A 23,626-nucleotide genomic window follows, 5' to 3' on the forward strand; every position below is an offset into this window, starting at 1 on the left:
TTGTATTAAGAGTTTTTTTATCTTTTACCTATTACAATATGCTTGATTATTTAATTGTCGGATCTGGATTAGCCGGAATTTCATTTGCTGAAATAGCCCTTAAAAACAATAAATCTATTTTAGTAATGGATAATAAATCGCAAGTTTCTTCAATAGTTGCTGGTGGTTTGTATAATCCGGTTATTTTAAAACGTTTCAGCGAAGTTTGGAATGCAGAGGAACAATTGAATTTAATGGATGAATTTTACAATGATATTGAAGGAAAGCTAAAAACAAAATTTAATTTCAGACTTCCTATTTTAAGGAAGTTTTTTTCGATTGAAGAACAAAATAATTGGTTTGCTGCCTCCGATAAAAAAAATCTGGCACTTTTTTTATCTACAAAAATAATTTCTAAAAAGTATAGCGGTATTGACTCTCCATACGATTATGGAGAAGTTTTGCATACAGGATATGTAGATACGGCATTGTTATTAGATACTTATAAGAAATACTTACAAGAAAATAATCTATTAATTGAGGAGTCTTTTGATTCTCTCTACGTTGAATTTTTTGATTACGGAATTCAATACAAAAATATCCAAGCGCGCAATATTATTTTTGCAGAAGGCTTTGGATTACATAAAAATGCATTTTTTAATTACTTGCCTTTGGATGGAACAAAAGGCGAACTACTTGTTATAAAAGCACCCGATTTGGACCTTGATGTTATTGTAAATACCAGTGTATTTATACTGCCAATGGGTAATGACTTGTTTAAAGTAGGGGCAACTTATAATTGGCAGGACAAAACCGATTTACCAACTGAAGAAGGAAAACAGGAGCTTATTGATCGTATTAGAGAAATCCTGAGGTGTGATTTTGAAATCATACAGCATTTTGGCGGAGTTCGACCAACGGTTAAAGACAGAAGACCTTTGATTGGGACTCATCATGAACGTAAATCGCTGCATATTCTTAACGGATTAGGAACGCGCGGCGTAATGCTTGGACCTGCTATGGCAAAAGCTTTATTTGATAATATTGAAAATGATATTCCTTTAAGTCCTGAAATTGATATTAAAAGATTTCATAAAAAATATTTGAAAATGCTTATTTATGACCGGCCTTAGGATCGTACGAAACAAACATATTAATGTATAAGTTTCTTGAAAGCCTTAAAACGAAAGGGAATAGCACAATTAATGAGATAACGATGGCTAGAAATGATTGTTCTATAGTGACTCCAAAAAATACAAATGAAACAATAAAAGCCGCAATTCCCACAGCAACATTCAATCCGTAACTTACATACATTGCACCGTAAAAAAACGATGGTTCAATCTGATATTTTAATCCACAATGACTGCAATGATCGTTCATTTTTAGAACTTTAGTCAAATGAAGCGGATTTTTGTCTAAATACATACTTTCTTTTTGACATTTTGGACAACTTCCTGTTAAAATACTATTTAGTTTGGATCCTTTTTTTAACATTTGCAAAAAATTAATATTCCCATTGATTTGGGAATGTAAATTTACAAAATCAATTAGTTATAAAATAACAATACATGCTTAATATACATAATTTATCGGTTTCTTTCGGAGGTACTTATCTGTTTGAAGAAGTGACTTTTCGGTTAGGTGCCGGTGATCGGGTAGGACTTGTTGGAAAAAATGGTGCAGGAAAATCTACCATGCTTAAAATGTTAGCAGGAGATTTTGCTCCTGACTCTGGAGTTATTTCTCAGGAGAAAGATATCAGGATGGGGTTTTTACGTCAGGATATCGATTTTGAACAAGGAAGAACCGTTCTCGAAGAAGCTTACGAAGCTTTTACAGAGATAAAAATTGTTGAAAAAAAACTGGAACAAATTAATCACCAATTGGTTACCAGAACCGATTATGAAAGTGAAGAATACAGCCAGATTATCGAAGATTTATCAGACTACACACACCGTTTTGAACTTTTAGGAGGTTATAACTATGTAGGAGATACAGAAAAAATTCTTTTAGGATTAGGTTTCAAAAGAGAAGTTTTTAACAACCAAACTGAAACATTTTCAGGAGGTTGGAGAATGCGTATTGAATTAGCGAAATTATTACTTCAGTCAAATGATGTATTGCTTCTGGATGAGCCAACCAATCACTTAGATATCGAAAGTATCATTTGGTTAGAAGGTTTCCTTCGCAATTATCCTGGTGTTGTGGTGATTGTATCGCACGATAAAATGTTTTTGGATAATGTTACGAATCGTACAATCGAAATTTCATTAGGAAAAGCATACGATTTTAATAAACCCTATTCTCAATATTTAGAATTGCGCCATGAAATTCGTGAGAAACAACTAGCTACTCAAAAGAATCAGGCTAAGAAAATTGAAGAAACAGAAAAATTAATCGAGAAATTTCGTGCCAAAGCATCAAAAGCTTCGATGGCGCAATCATTGATTAAAAAATTAGATAAAGTAGAAAGAATTGAAGTCGATGAAGATGACAATTCTGTAATGAATATTTCTTTTCCGGTTTCAAAAGAACCTGGAAGAGTGGTTGTTGAAGCAGAACATGTAACTAAAGCTTACGGTGATAAAGTTATTTTAAAAGATATTGATTTATTGGTAGAACGTGGTAGCAAAATTGCTTTTGTTGGGCAAAATGGTCAGGGAAAATCAACCTTCATTAAAGCTATTGTAAATGAGTTTGAATATCAGGGAAACATCAAATTAGGACACAACGTTCAATTAGGTTATTTTGCTCAAAATCAGGCAGAATATCTTGATGGCGAAATTACATTGCTACAAACAATGGAAGATGCAGCAATGGACACCAACAGATCTAAAGTGCGTGATATGTTAGGTTCGTTTTTATTCCGTGGCGATGATGTCGAGAAAAAAGTAAAAGTACTTTCAGGAGGCGAGCGTAACCGTTTGGCACTTTGTAAGTTGTTGTTGCAGCCAATCAACGTTTTGTTGATGGATGAGCCTACGAACCACTTAGATATCAAATCTAAAAACGTTTTAAAAGCAGCCTTGCAAAAATTTGGAGGAACTTTATTATTGGTTTCTCACGATAGAGATTTTTTGCAAGGAATGTCGAACATTGTTTATGAATTTAAAGATCAAAAGATAAAAGAATATTTAGGAGATATCAATTATTTCTTAGAACAGCGCAATCTTGAAAACATGCGCGAAGTCGAGAAAAAAGATGTTGCAAAAGCGGCTGCTCCAAAAGAAACCAATAAAGCTTCATACGAAGACCAGAAAAAAGGAAAAGCACTTCAAAACAAATTAAGCAAAGTAGAAAGTCAAATCAAACAATTAGAAAAAGACATTCAGCACGACGATAAATTGCTGGCTTCTAATTACGACAAACATATCGAAGACGCTTCGTTTTTTACAGCATACAATAAAAAGAAAAAAGACCTTGACCAATTACTTTTAGACTGGGAAGTGGTTCAGGAAGAGATTGATAATTTTAATAGTTAACAGCTTTCCGTTTGTTGAGATGTAAATTGCATTTATAAAACCTTTGTCTAAGTTTTAAGCTTTGACAAAGGTTTTTTTTATGATTTTCAGGAGCTAATCCAGCTTTCCGTTACATCCCGATAGCTATCGGGACGCTAAAAAAACTATTTTTCTAAGCCATAAAACGAGCTTCCGCTGGTCGCTGTTTTCCGGCAAGAAAAATTAGTTTTTTTAGCTCTGGGCTTTTCACTTCAATCTGGGCTAGAATGCTGAGAGTTGTCATTTCGAGGAACGAGAAATCACACACGGAACTCTACAAAGATTGGCGATTTTGATTGAGAAGTTTCTAGTGTGATTTCTCCTCCGTGGAAATGACAAACTGCACGAAAATATTCTTATGAAAATGATTTGCCTAGCCCCGATAGAAGTGGAAATCCTTTTGTGGCGGGGTTCGCCACAAAAGATTGAAACGGATAGCGGGATTAGCTCCTGAAAAAGAGCTTATCATAGCCACATAACAAAAAAAAATAAAAGACAAAAGGAGAATAAAATCCGCGTCATCCACGTTCCAATAAAAACCTGAAACCTGAAACAAATTAAACTCACTTAATAATGCCAATACATTTAGAATGCATAATTGCCTCACTGCTATCTTTAAAATAACAAACTGAAACTTCTAGATTTTCTAAATTTTTCAAAATAGTCTTCGTAGCTTCTTTTTTACGTTTGCCGGTTTGTCTAATATAAACCGCTTTTACCGTTACGGGAAATATTTTGCAAATACGCTCATATAAAATCGGATCATGTTGCGAATCGTCTCCCAATAAAACATATTTAAGATTGGGGTAAAACTCTAAAACATGTTTTATTTTATCAAATTTGTGATCGTGGTTTCCTCTGCCGCTCATAAAAAAATCAGTTACGCCGCGTTTAATATCTTTCAATAAAATAACAGCTCTTGGTAATTGATGTATTTTGGTGAATCTTGTAATAAATTGATACAAATTCCATTCACTGCTCGAAATATAAAAAAAGGCATTTTGCTCGTCTTTATTATTTCTTCCGGCTGAGCTTAAGGCTTGATAATGTGGAACGACGTCTTTAAATACTTTTCTATCGTTTACATTTTTAAACAAAAGAATATATATTTTTTTGAATATATTTTTGGTGTGCGAAATCAAAAAAGTGTCGTCAATATCAGATATAATCCCAAGATTTCCGTCGTGAGGCCTGATGAAACTTCCTGTTGCAGATATAATTTCAGATTCGTATTTGATATTTACTTCATATTCCATCCATCCAAAATCAAATTCTTTTTCTATCGGAATACAAAATTTAAAATAACCATCATCCAGCGTTTTTGAATGTATTTCCTGACTGCCGCATTTTAGGTAGACATCATGGTTTTTGAGGGTTTTTATTCTGAACTGATTGATTATTGATTTGGCATTTTTCAGGTTTTTTTTCTGAAAATCGTATTCATAAGTCCTTTTAAAAACGTGTCCCATTACAATTAATTCTTGTTCATTAGCATAACCGCGATATAATTGTAGGATTGGTTTCATTAATTGTGTATTTTTATGTAGACTGTAAATTAATTATTTTAATCGGTTAAAAAAATAAAATTTTGAAAAAGAATATCATATTTGTTGTGAACCCAATTTCGGGAGATCTGGATAAAACAGATTTAATAGAAGCCGTACAAGAGTTTGCAACTACAAATCATTTTGATCTTGAAGTTTATGAAACTACAGGCAAAAGCGATTTAAGACAAATACAATCACTTTATGATCAATATAAGCCAGAACGAATTATTGTTGCCGGAGGTGACGGGACCATAAAAATGGTTGCCGAAGCGATGGAAGATCAGGACATTATCATTGGAATTTTGCCTGCAGGATCTGCAAATGGCCTGTCTGTTGATTTAAGTTTGCCGACAACGATCGAGGAAAACCTAAAAATTGCCTTTCTCAATCATTATATCGAAATGGATATGATTTGTATTAACGGCAAAAAAAGTATCCATTTAAGCGATATTGGAATCAATGCTGACTTGGTAAAAAATTACGAACAAAGTAATCTACGCGGAATTTGGGGTTATGCGTTGCAAGCCTACACAACTTTAGTTGAATCTGCCGCACCTTTTGTAGCAACGATTACCACGAATAAAGAAACAGTGGAACATACAGCCAGAATTATTGTAATTGCCAATTCGCAGAAATACGGAACAGGTGTTACGATCAATCCAAATGGCGCTATGAACGATGGCAGATTTGAATTGGTGATTTTAAAAAGTCTGGATGTATTATTGCTCGGAAAAATTATTACCGGAAATATGCCTCTGGATTCAGATGATGTGGTAATTATCTCGACAGATAAAGCGACTATAAAAACGGATTATCCGGTTAATTTTCAAATTGATGGAGAATATTGCGGTGCTCAAACTAATTTAGAAATTCATATTTTACACAAACAAATGAAAATTGCGGTTCCTTAACTAATTTCTTTATACGGATTTCGCTCTTTCCAATCGGTTTTTGGTTCTAAATAATCGAATAATTTACCTATGTTTTTATTAATTAACGCATTAGTATGTGTAATTAAACCGTACATTTTTAATGGTTTTGCACCAACAGAACTTTTTATTTCAAGCGCTGTTCGTGCAAAAACTATTTCGGTAAAACCCTGATTGATAGAATAGGCAATCATGTCGTAAAGCATATTAAGATACAGCATTTTTTCGCGTTGAATACTTTCGTCGTAGCCCAGGAAATAAGTGTCCATTACAGTTCCGTTTTTGATTAAAGTATTGAAGCCAATTAGTTTTCCGTCTAAAAAATAACCGTAAAAAAGAAAATTCTCTTTCATGATTTCCTTAAAAGTGCTGAAATGATTTTTAGCCAGAAAGAAAGTATTGAAAGGTGCATTTTTGGCGACATGGGAGTAAAGATCATAAATCACATTTTCATGTTTGATAATCTCTTCCAAAGGCATTTTCCTTTTTTCGATGCCGTCCATTTTTTTTCTTGCACGTTTATATTGATCCCGATATTTTTTAGAGAGTGCATCAATATAATCTTGTTCTGATTTCCAGTTTTTATTGATTTCGAAAATCATATTAGGCTGAGTCGAAAACGTAAAATTATTTTTAAATTCAGCTTTTAATGGTTCTATTTCACTTTCGGTAAAATCTTTTATGCTGGTAATATGCACTTTTTTGCCAATTGACTTAAGTTCTTTTTTAAGTTCATTAATGGCTTTATGGAGTGTTTTAATAATTTTAGACTGATTTACATTTTCGACAAATGAAAACGCATTTTGGCCAGTCAGCATATTGTTGCCAATAAATAAAACATGTGACGCAAATTTTTTGAAGGCAAAATTACGTACAGATGTTTTTAAACATTGGTCACGTTCGCCAAAAGATTCCAGTTTTTCCGTAAAGAGAAATTGGGTTAAAGCAATTCCAACTAATTTTTCACTTTTAAAAATTCCGATAAAATGGCAAATCATATTTACCGGAGAAGATTTTTCGAGCACTTCGAGGTATTCCCGAGTTAAAAAAATGTTTTCAGTTGCGAGCGAATTCCATTCTATGGGTAGTAATGATGCGCTTTTATATAATTGAAAAGAATAAGTTGTATTCAAGAGTAATTGCTAATTTCTTCAAAATTAGATAATATTTATAATAACAGGACTTGTTTAAGTTATTATTAAGAAAAACCCGTTTAAGATTTACTTTAAACGGGTTTTGATTTTTATATTTTTAAGCAAATGCACAAATAATACCGCCCATTAAAGTTAGTGTAACAAGCCAGTATCCGGCATGAATAAAAATGTATTTCCATGATTTTCTTTCAAACAATCCATTAATTCCAATTACTGGAAAAGCAAAAAACAGACCGGATATAAACCCATGAAGTGCTCCGTGTTTAAAAGTACGATAAGCCATTCCGTAATCTGTCATAAATGCTTGAAATGATGGTTTTGCGCTATCTATCATTGGTGGTCCGCCAACCATTCCAATAGCTCCAGACTGGTGAATTGTTAATGACATAAGTGTCATTGTAATCATAACAGAGAAAACATAGGTTAACCCAAAAATTTTGAGCATGTTTCCTGTTCGAAGTTCTTCTTGTGTCAAATTATTTTCTTTCATCCAGATCGTTCCAAAAACTTTTGGATTGTACCAAATAAAACCAACTACAAGGGTTACAATTGCAGCTAATAATAATGCGATAAAGTTAATTTCCATAATATGAGGTTTTTATAATTAGTTGGTCAAATTTAATTAAAATTTAATTTATTTCTGAATATTTAAAAAAGTAGTAAAAATACGATTAAATATTTACTTATTAACAGTTTATCTACACCATATGTTTTTTATCTGTAAAAAGTATATTTTTACACGCAGAAACAAACCCCAAATTTTGTTATGAAAAGCTTAGCCCCAATTTTTCTAGCTTTTATATTTTCATTGAATATTTATGCAGATACTGTTTCAGAAAAAGAGAAAAATGCCTTAATTAAATTTTATAATGCGACAAATGGGAAGCATTGGAAAATAAAATGGGATTTATCCACTTCTGTTTTAGATTGGTATGGTGTTCAGGTTGAAAATGGAAAAGTAATTGCACTGAATTTATCTGATAATAATTTGCAGGGAGAACTTCCTTCTGAATTTTTTAATTTGATATTTTTAAAAGGCATCGATTTGCATCAAAATAATCTTAAAGGGTCATTGCCAAATGCAATCGAAAACTTGAAAGAACTTGAAATTTTGAATATTTCTGATAATAAATTAACCGGATCTTTACCGAAATCTATTTGCGAATTAAAAAAACTTAAAGATTTAGAACTTTTTAAAAATAAAATTTCAGGAGAATTACCATTGGAAATCGGGCAGTTAGCACAATTGGAAATTCTTGCTTTGTTTAATAATGAAATTAAAGGCGATTTACCTGATTCATTATATAAAATTTCTACTTTAAAAGTATTACTTTTGAATAATAATAAACTTACAGGAATTTTGAATCCTGAAATTATAAATTTTCATGCTTTGCAAAATTTAAGTTTATTTGATAATAATTTGGAAGGTGAAATTCCGGGTGGACTTGAAAAATTACATAATTTAACTGAATTGAATTTGTCTCATAATAAATTTAAAGGAACTGTTTCTAAGAACTTAGCCGTATTAGATGTTTTAAATATGACTATGCTTGACGAAAACGGGAATCCTGTTTTACTAGAAATTAATACTGAAAAAGAAACTACAATTGTTACCCAAAATTAATCGTGCTTATGAATGAATTTTACTCTCGTTAACAAGTTGATTAAATATATTTAGTTAATTGTTGAAACCGTAACTCTCGTTACGGTTTTTTTTTGCCGTATTTTTTGATATTTCGATGATAATCATAGTAATAGTGATATTTAAACAATCTTGCTTATTGTAAGTTGTTTAAAATTAATTAGTTATGATTTGGTTTAGGTTTTGAGGCTAAATATTTTTAATTTCTAAATATAAAATTATGAGTGTTTATCAAAATGAAAGAACCGCATTGATATTGATTGATCCTTTTAATGATTTCCTTTCTGAGAATGGAAAACTTTGGCCTTTTGTAAAAGAAACTGTCCAGAATGGAAATGTCGTTCAGAATATGAAAAATGTTTTAGCGGCAGCAAGGAAACATAAAATTCAAATTGTTTATGCACCACATAGACATACTCAAAAAGGAGATTATTTAAATTGGAAATTTTTTTCTCCATCACATAATGGTAGTAAAAATTTGACGCTTTTTGAAGAGGGGAGCTGGGGTGCAGAATTTCATCCGGAACTTTTGCCGGAAGATGGAGATTTAATAGCGCAAAATCATTGGACAGCAAGTGGTTTTGCTAATACTGACTTGGATTTTCTTTTAAAAATGCACGATATCGATCATATTATAATTGCTGGAATGCGAGCAAATACCTGTATTGATTCTACTGCAAGATATGGTGTTGAATTAGGTTATCATGTTACCTTAATTAAGGACGGAATTGGTGCTTTTAATCAGGAAGAAATAAAAGCTACTGTAGAAACTAATTTTCCCAATTACGGGCATTCTCTTTTATCTGCAGCTGAATTTGTAAAATCTTTAGAGTCATAAATATGGAAATACTTGCTGAATCTACTGCAACAGTAAAAATTCATTGTGCTGCAGAAAAAATAAATCTTTCAGAATGGCTTTTTACATTGAAAGATCATGAATATCAATCTTGCTCAGAAGGGCATATTGCTGGCGGAATTTCAATTTCAAAAGATGGAAAAAGAATGTCAATAAATGTTGAAAAAGTTGCCGATAATCTTCTAGTACAGCATTATATTGAAGAAATAGGCGGTAGAAATCATTGCAGAGTAAATTCTGTATCAGATTCAATTTCTTCTTTTGGAGCAACTAAATTGAGGATTACCTGGGAGTTAAAAGTTACAGCGTTATCTAATGACAGCTGTGAGTTTTCTAATCGTGTAATTGTGAGCGCAACCGAAGAGTTTTTAGCGTTATTAAAATCAATTAATATTACTGATTTAGCAATTGTAAAAAGTCAGATGCTGCAAAATGTTGTATTACATAATGAAGAGGAAACACCTTTATTTGCTATTAATATCGAACGTAAAGCAATTGCAGATATTTGGAATTAAATTATTATTAAGTCTTAAATAAAAAATTCTTGAAATGGAATTTATAGTAACTTTGCTATAAATTGATATTTAAGAATCAGTTTGTGAAACAACATGTTTTTTTTTTCATAACTTTAATATTGAATACGATCTGAAGTGAAGGAAAAACTAATTTTAAAACTCTAAATACTAAAATTATGGTAATACAGTATCAAGGTGAACAATATGGAAAATCGACCACATTTACGATAAGAATCATTGGAAACAATCTTTCTAAAAGTAGTTCAAATTACCAAATTGATTTGTTGGTAGGCGACAAACAATTGCCAACTTTTACAACATCAATTCACCAAAGTTTGTCAAATTGTTTAAAAGAGATCTATTTATTCAGAAAGCATAACGGAATTAGATTTAATGCGTCTTCAGAAAAAATTGCACCACTTTTAGTGCCATATGATCAGGTTTTATATAATTATAATAAATATGCTTTGTTTATGGCTTAGGCTTTAGAATTGATAAAAAAAATAAAGACTGTTCAATTTCTGGACAGTCTTTTTTTTATCTGAAATTCACCGTTAAACGCATTGCATAATTTCATTCGATTTTTAATATAATTAAATAATATAGGTATTTTCTTGGTATTTACTAACTAATATTTAAATTAATGTTCTATTTACCCTAATTTATTGTTTTTATTTAGCAAACATCTGTTTGCTAGTTAATATAAAACATTATTTTTGCCTTTTTTAACATGGAAATAATTACACATTAATGTCAAAAAGCAAGCTTCTTTTTTTATTCATATTATTTGTATCCTTATCGTATTCTCAGACCAAAAAAGCTACTGTAATGGTCAATGCCAGAGCTCAAAAAGATAAAATTTTGATTCGTTGGGCAATAAACTCACCAAGCGAATGGCAAAAAGCAAATAAAAAAGGATTTGTAATTACAAGGACAACTATATTGAGGGATGGTGTTGTTTTGCCAAAACCCGAAAAAATACTGCTTACTCCAAAACCATTAGTGCCTGAGCCTTTAGATTCATGGCTTGATTTAGTACAAAAAGATAATAATATAGCTATTATAGCTCAATCTATTTATGGTGAAAGTTTTGAAGTAACTGCAGCGAAAGAGGGAGATTTGTCTAAAATAGTAAATATGGCCGATGAACTGGATCAGCGATATACTTTTGCTTTATATGCAGCCGATATGAGCTTTGAAGGTGCATTAAAGGCAGGTTGGGGACTTGTAGATACGAATGTAAAGAAAAATGAAGTTTATGCTTATCAGGTGAGTGTTTTCGAAAGTCCAAAGGTCAAGGAATCATCTTATATGATTGGTCTGAAAGATTATACCGCTTTACCTGCTCCTACTGATTTTATTGCAATTCCTGATGATAAAAAAGTAATGCTATCATGGGATTATGAAACTTTTAAAAGAATTTACACTTCTTTTATGGTAGAGAAATCTTCAGACGGAGTCAACTTTAGTCCCATCGCTACTACGCCTTTAGTAAACCTGAACGATAAAGATGAGCATCCTTCAAAATCGATGTATTATATCGATACGCTTAGCGTAAACGACAAAATATATCAATATAGGTTATATGGTATAACTTCATTTGGAGAAAAAGGAGAATTGACAAAACCTATTACTGCAAAAGGGGTGGCTGCTATAGTTACTCCGGCAAGGCTTGTAGATTATAATATTGTTAACTCAAACGAGGTTAATTTAGAATGGGATTACCCTAAAGATTCTGAAGGTTTTATTCAGGGTTATGAAATCAATTTAGCCAATAATGACAAAGGTCCGTATAAAGTAGTTTCTAAAATAATTCCTCCTTCGGAGAGAAAACTCAATTTTAAGGAGAATTTATATCCGTCCAATTATTTTACCATTTCTGTTGTTGGTAAAAACAACCAGCGTTTGACTTCTCAAAGTATGTTGGTTCAGCCCGTAGATTCTATACCTCCTGCAAAACCAATAGGATTAGAAGGTGTAATAGATAGCCTTGGAGTGGTGAGACTGAAATGGAAAGCCAATCTGGAAAAAGATTTAAGAGGTTATCGAATTTTAAAAGCCAATAATCCAGATGAAGAATTTGTAGATATTTATCACAAATCGTATGTGGGAAATAATTACAAAGACAGCGTAAGTCTTAAAATGACCAACAGCAAAGTCTATTATAGAATTGCTGCCGAAGACATGCGATTTAATATTTCAGATCCATCTGATGTTTTGGTGTTGGATAAACCCGATAAAATTCCCCCAGCGGCTCCGATTTTTAAGGATTATGATAATAAAGATGGCAAAGTACATTTAAAATGGATACGCAGTTATAGTGAAGATGTAGTAGGATATAGCCTTAGAAGGAGAGAGAAAGGACAGGAAAAATGGCTGGAGATTAAACAGATAAATGATACCATTCAGGAATTTACAGATGACAGGGTAGAAAATAGAAAAACATACCAGTACGCTATTCTGGCAAAAGATAAAAGTAATCTTTGGTCTTCATTAGATCATTCTATAATAACCGTAAATGTATTAAACTTTACTCCTGTTAAAGTAATTACATTTTTGCAAGGATTACCAGATAGAGAAAATAAAAAGATAGTATTAAGCTGGGATTATGCAAAAAATAAAGGCAAAGTCCTGGGATTAAGTATTTACAAAAATGTAAAAGGAACTCCGCCAACTTTATGGAAGGAATTAAACGCAAACGTTTTTACTTTAGAAGATAAAAATTTACAAATTAATCAGGAATACGAATATCATTTGATTCCTAATCTGGAAAGCGACAGCCCTGCAAAGGCAGAAACCTTAACAGTTATATATTAAGCCTATGAAGAAAATTTACTTATTCATCATTTTATTGGTTTCAGGATTTGGGTTTGCTCAGGCTACCGTTCCAGAATTAGGTTCATACGAAGTTGTTTTTAATGGTTGGGCTTATGGAGATGAACATCACAATTGTGGTGTAGCATTTGTGACTCTCGAATTTAAGACTCCAGGGGATAACTACAACCCTCTAAATATCACTTACAGTGATAACAGAGTTACTGATACATACACTAATGTAAAAACTACATTTACAGCAGATAAAATTCCGGTGTCAATGTTTTTTTCTGCTTCCAGATATGATAGACAATCTTGCAGAGGAAACAGGCCTAATAATAGCGGAAGGATTACTACTACAGATAAGTTTCATTGCTTAGATTACACCTTTGAATTTAAGCAATTTAAAAATGTGGTAGATGATGGAGATGGAATAGGAAGCTCCTCTTTTAATGTAAAAATTCGCCCAATTCTTGTAATTGCGGATCCTGGGAACAAGAATGAATTACCTACGGACAAACAAATCACGATAGCATCGAATACAGGTTTTTCCTCATCAGAGTATAATTGGCAATATTCGCTTAATCTACAAGACCCTAATAGTTGGATTGATATGCCGCAATTTGCTGAAAAATCAAGTTTTAGTGCTAGTGCTAAAGAAATTTTAGGAATAAATGCTGGAGAAAATCATGGAAAAAACATCTATTTTAGACAAAAGGCGTGTACTGTTTTCTCTAAGCCTGTAACTTATGTAATTAGACAATCTGCTCCGGAAATAGTCTCAAAGACAGAAGAAAAAACGAGTTGTTTTGATAGCAAAGATGGTAAGCTGATTTTAAAATTCAACAGACCATTATTCAATACAGAAAAATTGACTTTTAGTATTAGACAATTTGACGAAAAAGAGGGAAAATGGATGTCAGTTGTATGTTCATCACAGGGGCCACAAGATCTAATTTCTCTTGATGGAAACAATAGTTACAAATTTCCATGTGATTTTTCAAAAGGACAATACGGAATTGCATTTACAGGATTTATAAACGGATCAAGTACTGGATCTCCACATACTGAGATTGATCCTTATATTTTTAATATAGATTCACCAACACCTGTTGATTTTTCTGTTGTCACGAAAAGAGATATTAATTGTTTTGGAGGAGCAGATGGCGAAATTGACATTTTGGCTACAGGAGGTATTGAAAATGGTATTTATCAATATTCAACAGATAGAGGATCAAGCTGGAAGAATTTTTCAGATGTTGATAAAACTACCATAAGCGGACTTTCTTTGGAATTATGTTATATAAAAGTACGAAAATTAAGAAATTCAGATGATATTGTTGGCTGTATAGCAAAAAAAGCAGACAATAATGATAAAGAATTATCAGAAAATATTGGTCAGCCTGCAAGTGCACTTGAATTAGTGAAAATTACTTCGGTAAATCCAACTTTTAACAAAGCAGAAAATGGTAAAATTACGGCTTCAATTACTGGGGGCACTCCAATTAGTGGAAATTCATATTCCTATATTTGGAAGAATAGTAAGGATGAAACCGTCGCAGCGAGTAAATCATCAGCTGTTTTTTTAAATGATATTTTTGCTATTACACTGAACAATGTACCTGCTGATACTTATACATTATATATTACAGATGCCAGAAACTGTACTTTAGATCCATTAAAAGTAACTGATTTAGTAACTGTTTTAGATGATCCTGATCCAATTGAAATTGAATTAGAAATTATTCAGGGAATTTCCTGTAATACAGCAAATTTAGATCCAACCGGAGATGAGACTGTCGTTTCAGATGCAATTTTAAAAGCAACAGTAAAAGGTGGTATTAAGTTTACCGGAACACAAAATGGTGGTTTGCCTTATATCTTTAACTGGTCAAAATACAATACAGAAACAAGTAAGTGGGATAAATTAGAAGATTATAAAACCGATACAGCAACTGGCCTTTCAGAAGGAATCTATTCGCTAAATGTTGAAGATGCTAATAAAATTGTAAAAGGAACTTATGATACAAAAGATTTAATAACAGCAATTCCCACAACACAAGAAATTTTAGAGCCAAAGAAACTGGAATTAGTATTTGATTCGCTAAATGTTTCCTGTCATGGAGGCAAGAATGGCTGGGTTATAGCAACCGTAACCAAAGGAGAAGCTCCGTATAAGTATAAATGGTTTAATGTAGGGACGGGAACTATTGAAGGAAACAAAATTTCGAACTTAACAAAAGGAGAATATTTTGTAGAAGTTACAGCTGCAAATGGCTGTTTTATAAAAGATAGTATCACAATTGGTGAGCCAACAGAAGAAGTTAAAATTAATTATGCAGAGATTTTTACACCTACTTTTTCAGGAGCTACAAATGGAAGAATCGTAGCGAAGATAACGGGTGGAACACCATATGATGATAAATCATATAATTATGAATGGAAAAATAGTAAAGGAATAATACAAACTACAACTGACATAATAGAAAATGGAGTTTATACCATTACACTAAATGGAGTTCCGGCTGATGATTATTTTTTGACAATTAAAGATAAAAATTATAACGAAGCTGCGAGTCAAATTGTTAATTGTTCTGTTTTAGAGTCAAAAGTAACCTTAAATGAACCTGATCCTTTAAAAGTTGTATTCGAAATAGTTAGAACTATTTCGTGTAATACAAGTAATGAATTTGGAAACGATAAAGATACAACACCACAAGACGGTCAACGAGATGAATCGCAGGATGGAATTTTGAAGGCGCATGTAACAGGGGGAACTCCGCTTGCACTAGATAAAAATAATGGATTGCCTTATTATTTTTATTGGAAAAAACAGGAGGAAAATGGTTCGTGGACAGATTTGCCTAATATTACAAGTGAAACCGCTTCTAATCTTTCTTATGGAAATTATGCCTTAAACGTGAAGGACAGAAATGGTATTATGCTGGGAACTTATGTTAATAATGTACTAACACAGCAAATAGATGTTACTCAATTAATGGAAGAACCATCAAAATTATCTGTAACTATTACTCATGGTGATGTTTTTTGTAACGGTGGAAATGACGGTTGGGCTACAGCAAGTGCTGTGGGAGGTACACCTCCGTATGAATATGTATGGTCGAATGAGGTGAAAACTGATGAAAATACAATTTTAAAAGCGGGTAAATATTTGGTGTCTGTTACAGATTTTAGAGGATGTACTACACAAGCAGAGGTTACAATTACCGAACCAAAAACACCTATTTCTATAAAATATAAAGAAGTTCTGAACCCGAGTTTTTATAAGGCAACCAATGGAAAAATTGTTGTAGAAGTTACCGGTGGAACCATTTTTTCAGACAATACCTATTGGTTTGAATGGAAAAACAGTAAAGGAATAATACAAACTACAACCACTACCAATTTTAATAATGATATATACACTATTTCTTTAAATGGAGTTGGCGAAGAACTATATAGCTTAACGGTTCGTGATGCAAATTACGATGCGGCTAAAAATAAAACAAGCTGTACAGTTGCCAATTCTATTACAACTTTAGATGATCCGGATCCGCTTGAAGTAACTTTTGAGGTAGTTCGTACTATTTCTTGTAATGTAGGTAATGAATTTGGAAATGAAACAGATGCAAATCCACAAGACAATCAAAGAGATGAATCTCAGGATGGTATTCTGTTCGCTCATGTAAAAGGTGGAATTCAGTTAGAGGCTACAAAAAACAATGGATTACCTTATTTTTATACATGGAAAAAACAAAAAGGTAATTCCTGGATTATCTGGAACGATCACGATGAAACTGCAGAAAATTTATCAGATGGCAATTACGCCCTGAATATTGAAGATGCTAACGGAATAAAATTGGGAACTTATATCAATAATGTTTTGGTTGAAGAAAAAGACGCTACACAAAATATGCCGGAACCTTCAAAATTACAATTATCCTTCACCAAGTTTGATGTTGGCTGTACAACAGGAGATGATGGTTGGGCAGAAGCGCATGTTACAGGAGGAACTCCGCCATATACTTACGAGTGGACAAATGGTGAGATAACACCTAAAATAGAAAACATTACAACAAATAATTACTTTGTAATAGTAACAGATGCAAAAGGATGTGTCGTTCAGGGAAGTATTTTTGTAGGTGATCCAAATGGAATATTAACCACAGAAAGTATTATAAACCCAGTTTGTTCTAAAGGAAATGATGGTTCAATAGAACTAAATGTTACTGGAGGAAACTTACCATACAGCTATTTATGGAACACTGGAGCTACTACTAAAGATTTAAATAATCTGAAAGCAGGAAATTATGAAGTGACTATAACCTGTCCGGATTGTTGTGTGTACAAAAAGAGATTTGTTTTAAAAGATCCGGAAGCAGTTATTGTTAATATTGGTCCAGACAGAACATTATGTAGTGAACAAAGTCTGGAATTAGATGCTACAATTGCCGACGAAAATGCACAATACAGCTGGACTTCTACAAATGGCTTTACATCAAATGAAGCAAAAATAAATGTATCAAAAGCAGGAACTTATCATGTAAAAGTAACCTCAGGACTAGGTTGCATTAGCGAAGATGAAATTGTAATAAAAACAAGTCAGGCTATTATTAGTTCAGAGTTTTTATTGAGTTCACAAGCCTATTTAGATGAGGAAGTAATCTTAGTGAATACCAGTAATCCTTTTGGAGAAAGTACCAAATGGGTAATTCCTGACGGAGTAAAAATTGTAGAACAAAAGGAAAAATACATAACCCTTAAGTTTGATGCAACAGGCGTATATGCCATTGGTTTAGAGCAAACGCAAGGAGAATGTTACGCAACATTCAGTAAAAATATTACCGTTGAAAAACGAAGTGGTTTACCAAATACAGGTACTACATCGCAATTTATTGTAGATTTTATTGTAACTCCAAATCCAAGTAATGGTAATTTTAAAGCACTTGTAACTTTAGAAAATATTAGTGCTGTAAATTTAAGGTTATTTGCTACGACGGGACAAAATACGATGATTCAGAAAAATGATTCAGGAAAGAAAAAATATGAAATAGATTTTGAGACGTCATTAGAATCCGGAATGTATATTCTGGTATTAGAAACAGGACAACAAACATTGGTTAAAAAAATTATCATCTATTAAAAAAATGAAAAACCTTTTCAATAACATACATTTATTTGTTCTCTTTCTGTTTTTTAGTGTAACCGGATATGCGCAATTATATCCAGTTCAGTTAACACCTGTTTTTAATAGTCCGTACAGCGTCAAAATATCAGATTATGCGACTAGTATGGATACTAAAATGCAGTTGCTGATAAATCCTACCGATATTTCTATATCGCAAAGGCAGGTACGTTTAAAATTATACATACAAGGCAACGGACTTAATATACAGAGTAGTGATTTTATACAAGGACAACGACCTATTTTTATAAATGGAGGCGAATTACAAACGCTGACCAATACCGATATTTCCGCCCTTTTTAGATTAGAAAATCTACAGGGAATTTCTCCGGCTCAATATGCTAATCCATTGCCGGAAGGAATGTACAATTTTTGTTTTGAGATGTATGATTTTTTAACCAACCAAAAGATCTCACAGAAAAGTTGTGCCAGTTTATATCTGATTTTAAATGATCCGCCATTATTAAATACGCCACAAAAAAACGAGCAAATTGCGTCGACAGAATTTCCGAATATTTTATTTACCTGGACGCCACGTCAAATAAATGCGACCAATATATCGTATAAATTCGAATTAAAACAGCTAATCGATCCAACCTTAGATCCTCAAATTGGGTTTCAAATGTCTCCCATTTTATACGAGGAAACACTTTTCGGAACCGCTTTGTTGTATAATTTAAGCATGCCAATTCTTACTCCAGGCCTGCGATACGCATGGCGTGTAAGAGCTATATCGACTACCGGACTTTCAGAGAATGCAGTCTTTAAAAATGATGGCTATAGCGAGATATATTCTTTTAAGTACACGGCTTCCTGTGCTGCTCCGACCTTTTTATTAAGTGAATCTCAGAGTTCTAAAAGTGTAAAAATCACTTGGGAAGGAGTGCCTGAACATACGCGCTATCAGGTACAATACAAAAAGCAAGATGTTCGCAACGCGCAGTGGTTTTCATCAAACAGTTTAAATAAACAAACTTTAATCACCAATTTAGAACCAGGTGTTACCTATCAGTTTAGAGTAGGCTCAAGTTGCGACCCTGTAAGCGAAGGCGTTCAGTCATTTACGTATTCAGGAATAAACACTTTTACAACACCTACTGAAACCAGTGGAGTTCCGGCATATAATTGCGGTATTGTTCCTCAAATTAATATTCAGAATCAAAAAGTACTGGATAACTTAATTCAAAGTGAAACCTTTAAAGCTGGAGATTTTCCGGTTACTGTTTTACAGTTAGAAGAACAACATAGCCCGTATTCAGGACGAGGTTATATCATTGTACCTTACTTAGCAGATACCAAAATTGCGGTAGAGTTTAAAAATATTTTGATAAATACAGATTATCAGTTGATTAGCGGTGTTGTTGAGACAAGCTATAATCCTGATTGGAAAAATATTGCTGATGTTGAAGATTTTACTGGTGAAGGTCAAGGAGGACAGATCGAAGAAACTGTTCCGTTTATAATAAAAGATATCGTTATTAATGCCAATGGTGATATACTTGTAAATGGTATTGATGGACAGCAAGTAACCATTCCCGGAGGAAAAGATACAGTTATCACAGATAGTGGAGGAAAAGATGCTGAAGGAAATGACATTCCGCCTAAAGTTTATAACGTAGATAGCAGTGGAAATGGCAGCAATCAAGGTACTGAATTTGCTCAGGGAGGAAAGCCAACTCCTGAAAATACAGATGGAGTAGATAAAAACGGTCAGGCGACAGCATTTACTGCCAAAGGAATTTCAATTGCATTTTCTGGCAATGGAAGTAAATATGCTTTTGATGTAATGCCGGAGAAAGCACCTGTTGATGTACAAAACTTATACAAAAAAGTAGGCGACGTAGTATTGCCTTACAAAGCAGTTTTAAATGGGAATACTGATATAATGTTAGCTACAGTAACAGTAACAGATACCAATGTAAAATTGGACAGTATTGTTTTTAAAACCCAAAACGGTGCTAAAATAGACTTTAAAAGAAATGCTAAAGTTTTTGAACTAACTGTAAAAGGAAGCTTTAGTTATGCCGAAGAGCAAATATTAGCAACAATAAAACAAGGAGATAAATGGAAAGTTATTGGAGCTTTTATGTTGGTGCATATTTCACAGAAAGAAGTGAATTTAGTATTAGTACCATTGAATAAAAATACTCAAATTCCATCCACTGCTGAAAATGACTTAAATGTTATATATAGTAAAGCAGGTATAAAATTGAATATTATCAGGTCTGAAAAAATTGATTACACTGATGCGGATAAAAAGATTGAAGTTGGTGACAGTGATTTTTTTGAAACGTATACTGATGAGCAACAAAAGATTAATGATTTAGTAAAAAAATTAAAAGATTATAAGCAAGATGCTTATTATTTGGTATACTCTGACCTTTCTTCAAATAAGTCAAATATTCAAGGTTTTATGCCTTTAAAAGGGCAATTTGGGTATGTTTTTAATACTGATAATAAAGCAATAGCGGCACATGAATTAGGCCATGGTATTTTTGGATTAGAACATCCGTTTACAAATAAAAATGACGAAAGAAAAACTGATTTTTTAATGGATTATAATAATGGTTCAAAGCTTTGGCATAATGACTGGAAACAAATTAATGACCCTAAATTTAAATTGTATTTATTTCAAGGGGATAGTGAGGGACAATACGAAACGGATGGGCATTATTCTACAGTGTATTTAGTTTCTCTTATGATGGGTATGAATCCTGACAAAGCTATGGAGTTGGCCAGGGCAACGGAAGCACCAGATACTACAATTCATAGTGAAACGAAATTTGAGTTAAATGATACTTGGGGACATCCTGGTGGACCACAACAAGATATTCATTCATTAACTGGTGGATTTCATGGGATTGAAGAATTTTTGACTGCAATAAAATTTTTAAATACTCCTACAAGCGATGTTGAACAACTGGGAGAACTTTTACATCGATTTGGAGATACTTATGCTCATACAAAAATTAATAACTTAGTACCAGATGATGTTAAAGAGACAGCTGATTTAAAAGGTATGGATTCAATCACAAAACAAAAATACATGGCTGCATGGAAAATGGACGAAGGTGCAAGTTTGTCTTATAATGTAAAACCGTGGATAAAATTTTTTAATTATTATCTTAACAAATATGGATTTGATTTCCTTGACAATGAAATACATCAAAGGGTTATTTTTCAAGGGAAAACTTTAAAAGCAGTCTTGAAGGATATTTATTTAAAAAATTCAACTTCAGATTTTATAATGTATGGAACAAATGGTCCTACAACGGATCATTTTAATTCAGATGGGGGGTATCCTGATATGATTTATTTAAGAACTGATTGGTACTTATTTTATGTTCAAAATTTAGCATGGCTAATTTCTGAGAAGTTCAAGCTTGATAGTTCCAAATTGAATTTGGAAACTTTTAAGAAAATGACAAGATTTGTTGTGAAAAATAAATGTTCGATGAAAGGTATCATAGATTATGAAATAACCAAGTTTCGTAAACAAAAAAGATTTTACATTCCTTTGTTTTATGCTGATGGTAGATTTCTTGCGTCAGTTGATGCAGCGGTTATTACAAATTACGAAAAAGTAGCTATCGATGCAACAGAATTCACAATTAAATATCTTACAGAAGAAGGGATTCCAGCAAATAAGATAAAAGTTACGAGAACTAAAAGATTAGTTGTGAATAGTTCAATATTTGCTTCACAAGGTGCAGGCATACCAAATTCATATAATACTACTGAGGCTTTTGTAATAACAATTGATTAAATATATAAATATGCTAAGTAATCTAATTCAAGTCAGTCTTCTTATTTTTCTAGTTTATATCTCATATAAATCTGGTTTTTTCATAATGTTTAATTACATAATAGGTTTTCTGTTGATATTATTTTTTACAAATTTGCATTTCGAAGGAAACGTTAGAACTAAAGGAGAATTAATAATTTTTTTTCTAAATCTTTTTTTATACTCTCTTTTATTTTGCTCTTCTGTATTTATCTATTTTGATAAAGAAAATGAAAAGAAACATTTTTTTATAATTCCGGTTATTTCTTATTTTATTATTATACTCATTGAAATTATGCTATTTAAGTTTCCGAATGCCTTTTTTTCTATTTTTTTACCTATTATGCTTGCCTTTTTTCCATTATATATATTGAAATATTATCGAAAATATATAAAAGGAGAAAATAGTTAATGTTTGAGAATGTAGACGATTAGAGCTTGATGGTAATCTCCCGCTTGCGCATACATCTTTCTTGTTAAAATAAAGTAAGATATAGATTGTAAAAAAAATGTTCATTGAAATAAAATAAATACAATTTTGTAATAGATTGGAGAGGAAATGAAGTGGGAGACTTCGCACGGCATGGATTATTAATACCTCATCAAAAAATTGTTAAATAGCATTCTAGTTAATAGCGTTTAGAGCAAAATATTCTTGAACGCAGCGAGAAAATAATGAGGTTGTGATAAAAAGCAGTATTTATCTTACAAAATTTATTAACTTAGCGCGCTTAATATTAACCATTTAAGATATGATATAAGACAAATAAAAAAAATTATTGATAATTAAAAATTATCAATATCGAAAGTAAATAGAACTTTCAAAAACAAAAGATAAATAGAAGAATAAACACTATGAAAAAAAACATTTTGACCCTACTAATTGTGCTAATAAGCACTTGCAGTTTTGCACAAAAAATAAAAATCGATAAAGGAGAAATTAAACTCGATGAAAAAATAATTGGTTACATAGAAGGTAAAAAACCAATTTTTAAAATTTACAATTTAGATAAAAGTTATCACGTGACAGCTGAGTTAAAGAGTGTTCCTAACGATACTTCAATGGACCTTCCGTGGATTGAACTTAAAGATGAAGCTACAGGAAAGTCAAACGAATTAGAATTTAAGAATAAGAGCAGAAAATTCAGTGCCTTTAATTATGACAGAAGTATTATTTATGAACTGTTTGACAGAAATTATATTACTGCAGAAGGTTTAAATAAAGAAACAATTGAAAGTTTTATTAATGGACCATCAGCAGGTATAGCCGCAAAAAAATTGGGAGTCCAAGGTGATATTGACAAAGCAAACAGCCTGGCAGATACCTATCAGTTAGCAATTGATGATACAGGTGTTATTTATAGCGTAAAGGCAAAAAATCAAGATCCAGATGATAAAAAAATTGGGTATATCAAAATGACTTCACCTTCTACAAACGGAGAGTTAAAATACGAAGTTACTGACTTAGATGGTTATCTGATAGCGACATGGTTTGCAAAAGCAGGAATGGTTTCAGGTTATGATAAATTTTTAAATCAGGAGCTGATTACATTCGATAAAAAAGTTCTAAAAGCTACTTTTGATAATAGAGGTAATCCTATAGGATATAAAATGAGTAAAGATATTACGGCTATGAATATCGCAAGGGTATTAGTAGGTAACGGTTATACTTTAGGAAGTCCATCTTTGGAGAAAAAATAATTAAGAATATATAAAAA

At 32.2% G+C, this 23,626-nt stretch carries 15 protein-coding genes; 11 read left to right on the plus strand and 4 right to left on the minus strand.

The genetic code is table 11. The annotated features are described in order from the left end of the window. Positions 1–38: 38 nt before the first annotated feature. The gene (locus AC4FQ3_RS13395; RefSeq protein WP_491182159.1) at positions 39–1,112 is read left to right on the plus strand and encodes an NAD(P)/FAD-dependent oxidoreductase; all 1,074 of its coding nucleotides are present in this window, start codon (positions 39–41) and stop codon (positions 1,110–1,112) included. Here the strand turns inward: AC4FQ3_RS13395 and AC4FQ3_RS13400 are convergent. Next, complete coding sequence (locus AC4FQ3_RS13400; protein ID WP_491182160.1) at positions 1,093–1,476, minus strand: DUF983 domain-containing protein; 384 nt, start codon at positions 1,474–1,476, stop codon at positions 1,093–1,095. The two genes, AC4FQ3_RS13395 and AC4FQ3_RS13400, sit on opposite strands and share 20 nt — an antisense overlap. Positions 1,477–1,550: 74 nt before the next feature. Between AC4FQ3_RS13400 and AC4FQ3_RS13405 the strand changes: the two genes are divergently transcribed. Next, complete coding sequence (locus AC4FQ3_RS13405) at positions 1,551–3,464, plus strand: ABC-F family ATP-binding cassette domain-containing protein (RefSeq protein ID WP_491182161.1); 1,914 nt, start codon at positions 1,551–1,553, stop codon at positions 3,462–3,464. A gap of 581 nt (positions 3,465–4,045) precedes the next feature. Here AC4FQ3_RS13405 and AC4FQ3_RS13410 read toward each other — a convergent pair. Beyond that, positions 4,046–5,008: an App1 family protein phosphatidate phosphatase gene (locus AC4FQ3_RS13410; protein WP_491182162.1), complete on the minus strand. Its 963-nt coding sequence runs from the start codon at positions 5,006–5,008 to the stop codon at positions 4,046–4,048. Between the two features lie 62 nt (positions 5,009–5,070). On the opposite strand from AC4FQ3_RS13410, the gene AC4FQ3_RS13415 reads away from it, so the two are divergent. Beyond that, complete coding sequence (locus AC4FQ3_RS13415; protein ID WP_491182163.1) at positions 5,071–5,940, plus strand: diacylglycerol/lipid kinase family protein; 870 nt, start codon at positions 5,071–5,073, stop codon at positions 5,938–5,940. On the opposite strand, the gene AC4FQ3_RS13420 is transcribed toward AC4FQ3_RS13415, so the two are convergent. Beyond that, on the minus strand, positions 5,937–7,091 hold the full coding sequence (locus AC4FQ3_RS13420; RefSeq protein ID WP_491182164.1) for a peptidogalycan biosysnthesis protein: 1,155 nt from the start codon (positions 7,089–7,091) through the stop codon (positions 5,937–5,939). The genes AC4FQ3_RS13415 and AC4FQ3_RS13420 overlap by 4 nt on opposite strands. A gap of 118 nt (positions 7,092–7,209) precedes the next feature. Continuing rightward, a complete protein-coding gene (locus AC4FQ3_RS13425) occupies positions 7,210–7,698 on the minus strand; it encodes a DUF1761 domain-containing protein (RefSeq protein WP_042563884.1) in 489 nt (162 codons plus the stop codon). A gap of 180 nt (positions 7,699–7,878) precedes the next feature. Between AC4FQ3_RS13425 and AC4FQ3_RS13430 the strand changes: the two genes are divergently transcribed. The 8 genes from AC4FQ3_RS13430 to AC4FQ3_RS13465 all read left to right on the plus strand — a co-directional run bounded on the left by AC4FQ3_RS13430 (position 7,879) and on the right by AC4FQ3_RS13465 (position 23,609). Further along, positions 7,879–8,736: a leucine-rich repeat domain-containing protein gene (locus tag AC4FQ3_RS13430; RefSeq protein ID WP_491182165.1), complete on the plus strand. Its 858-nt coding sequence runs from the start codon at positions 7,879–7,881 to the stop codon at positions 8,734–8,736. Between the two features lie 238 nt (positions 8,737–8,974). After that, positions 8,975–9,592, plus strand: coding sequence for a cysteine hydrolase family protein (locus AC4FQ3_RS13435; RefSeq protein ID WP_491182166.1), 618 nt, complete (start codon positions 8,975–8,977; stop codon positions 9,590–9,592). 2 nt (positions 9,593–9,594) lie between these two features. Next, positions 9,595–10,125: a hypothetical protein gene (locus tag AC4FQ3_RS13440; protein ID WP_491182167.1), complete on the plus strand. Its 531-nt coding sequence runs from the start codon at positions 9,595–9,597 to the stop codon at positions 10,123–10,125. A gap of 176 nt (positions 10,126–10,301) precedes the next feature. Further along, the gene (locus tag AC4FQ3_RS13445) at positions 10,302–10,607 is read left to right on the plus strand and encodes a hypothetical protein (protein ID WP_491182168.1); all 306 of its coding nucleotides are present in this window, start codon (positions 10,302–10,304) and stop codon (positions 10,605–10,607) included. 346 nt (positions 10,608–10,953) lie between these two features. Then, positions 10,954–12,942, plus strand: a complete 1,989-nt coding sequence (locus tag AC4FQ3_RS13450) for a fibronectin type III domain-containing protein (RefSeq protein ID WP_491182169.1) — start codon at positions 10,954–10,956, stop codon at positions 12,940–12,942. 4 nt (positions 12,943–12,946) lie between these two features. Then, positions 12,947–18,082 carry a T9SS type A sorting domain-containing protein gene (locus tag AC4FQ3_RS13455; protein WP_491182170.1) on the plus strand — a complete coding sequence of 1,712 codons (5,136 nt, stop codon included), beginning with the start codon at positions 12,947–12,949 and terminating at the stop codon, positions 18,080–18,082. A 4-nt stretch (positions 18,083–18,086) separates the two neighbouring features. Further along, positions 18,087–21,890, plus strand: a complete 3,804-nt coding sequence (locus AC4FQ3_RS13460) for a fibronectin type III domain-containing protein (protein WP_491182171.1) — start codon at positions 18,087–18,089, stop codon at positions 21,888–21,890. A gap of 873 nt (positions 21,891–22,763) precedes the next feature. Beyond that, on the plus strand, positions 22,764–23,609 hold the full coding sequence (locus tag AC4FQ3_RS13465) for a hypothetical protein (protein WP_491182172.1): 846 nt from the start codon (positions 22,764–22,766) through the stop codon (positions 23,607–23,609). Positions 23,610–23,626: the final 17 nt, after the last annotated feature.

Source organism: Flavobacterium sp. AK-345 (genome assembly GCF_058310175.1).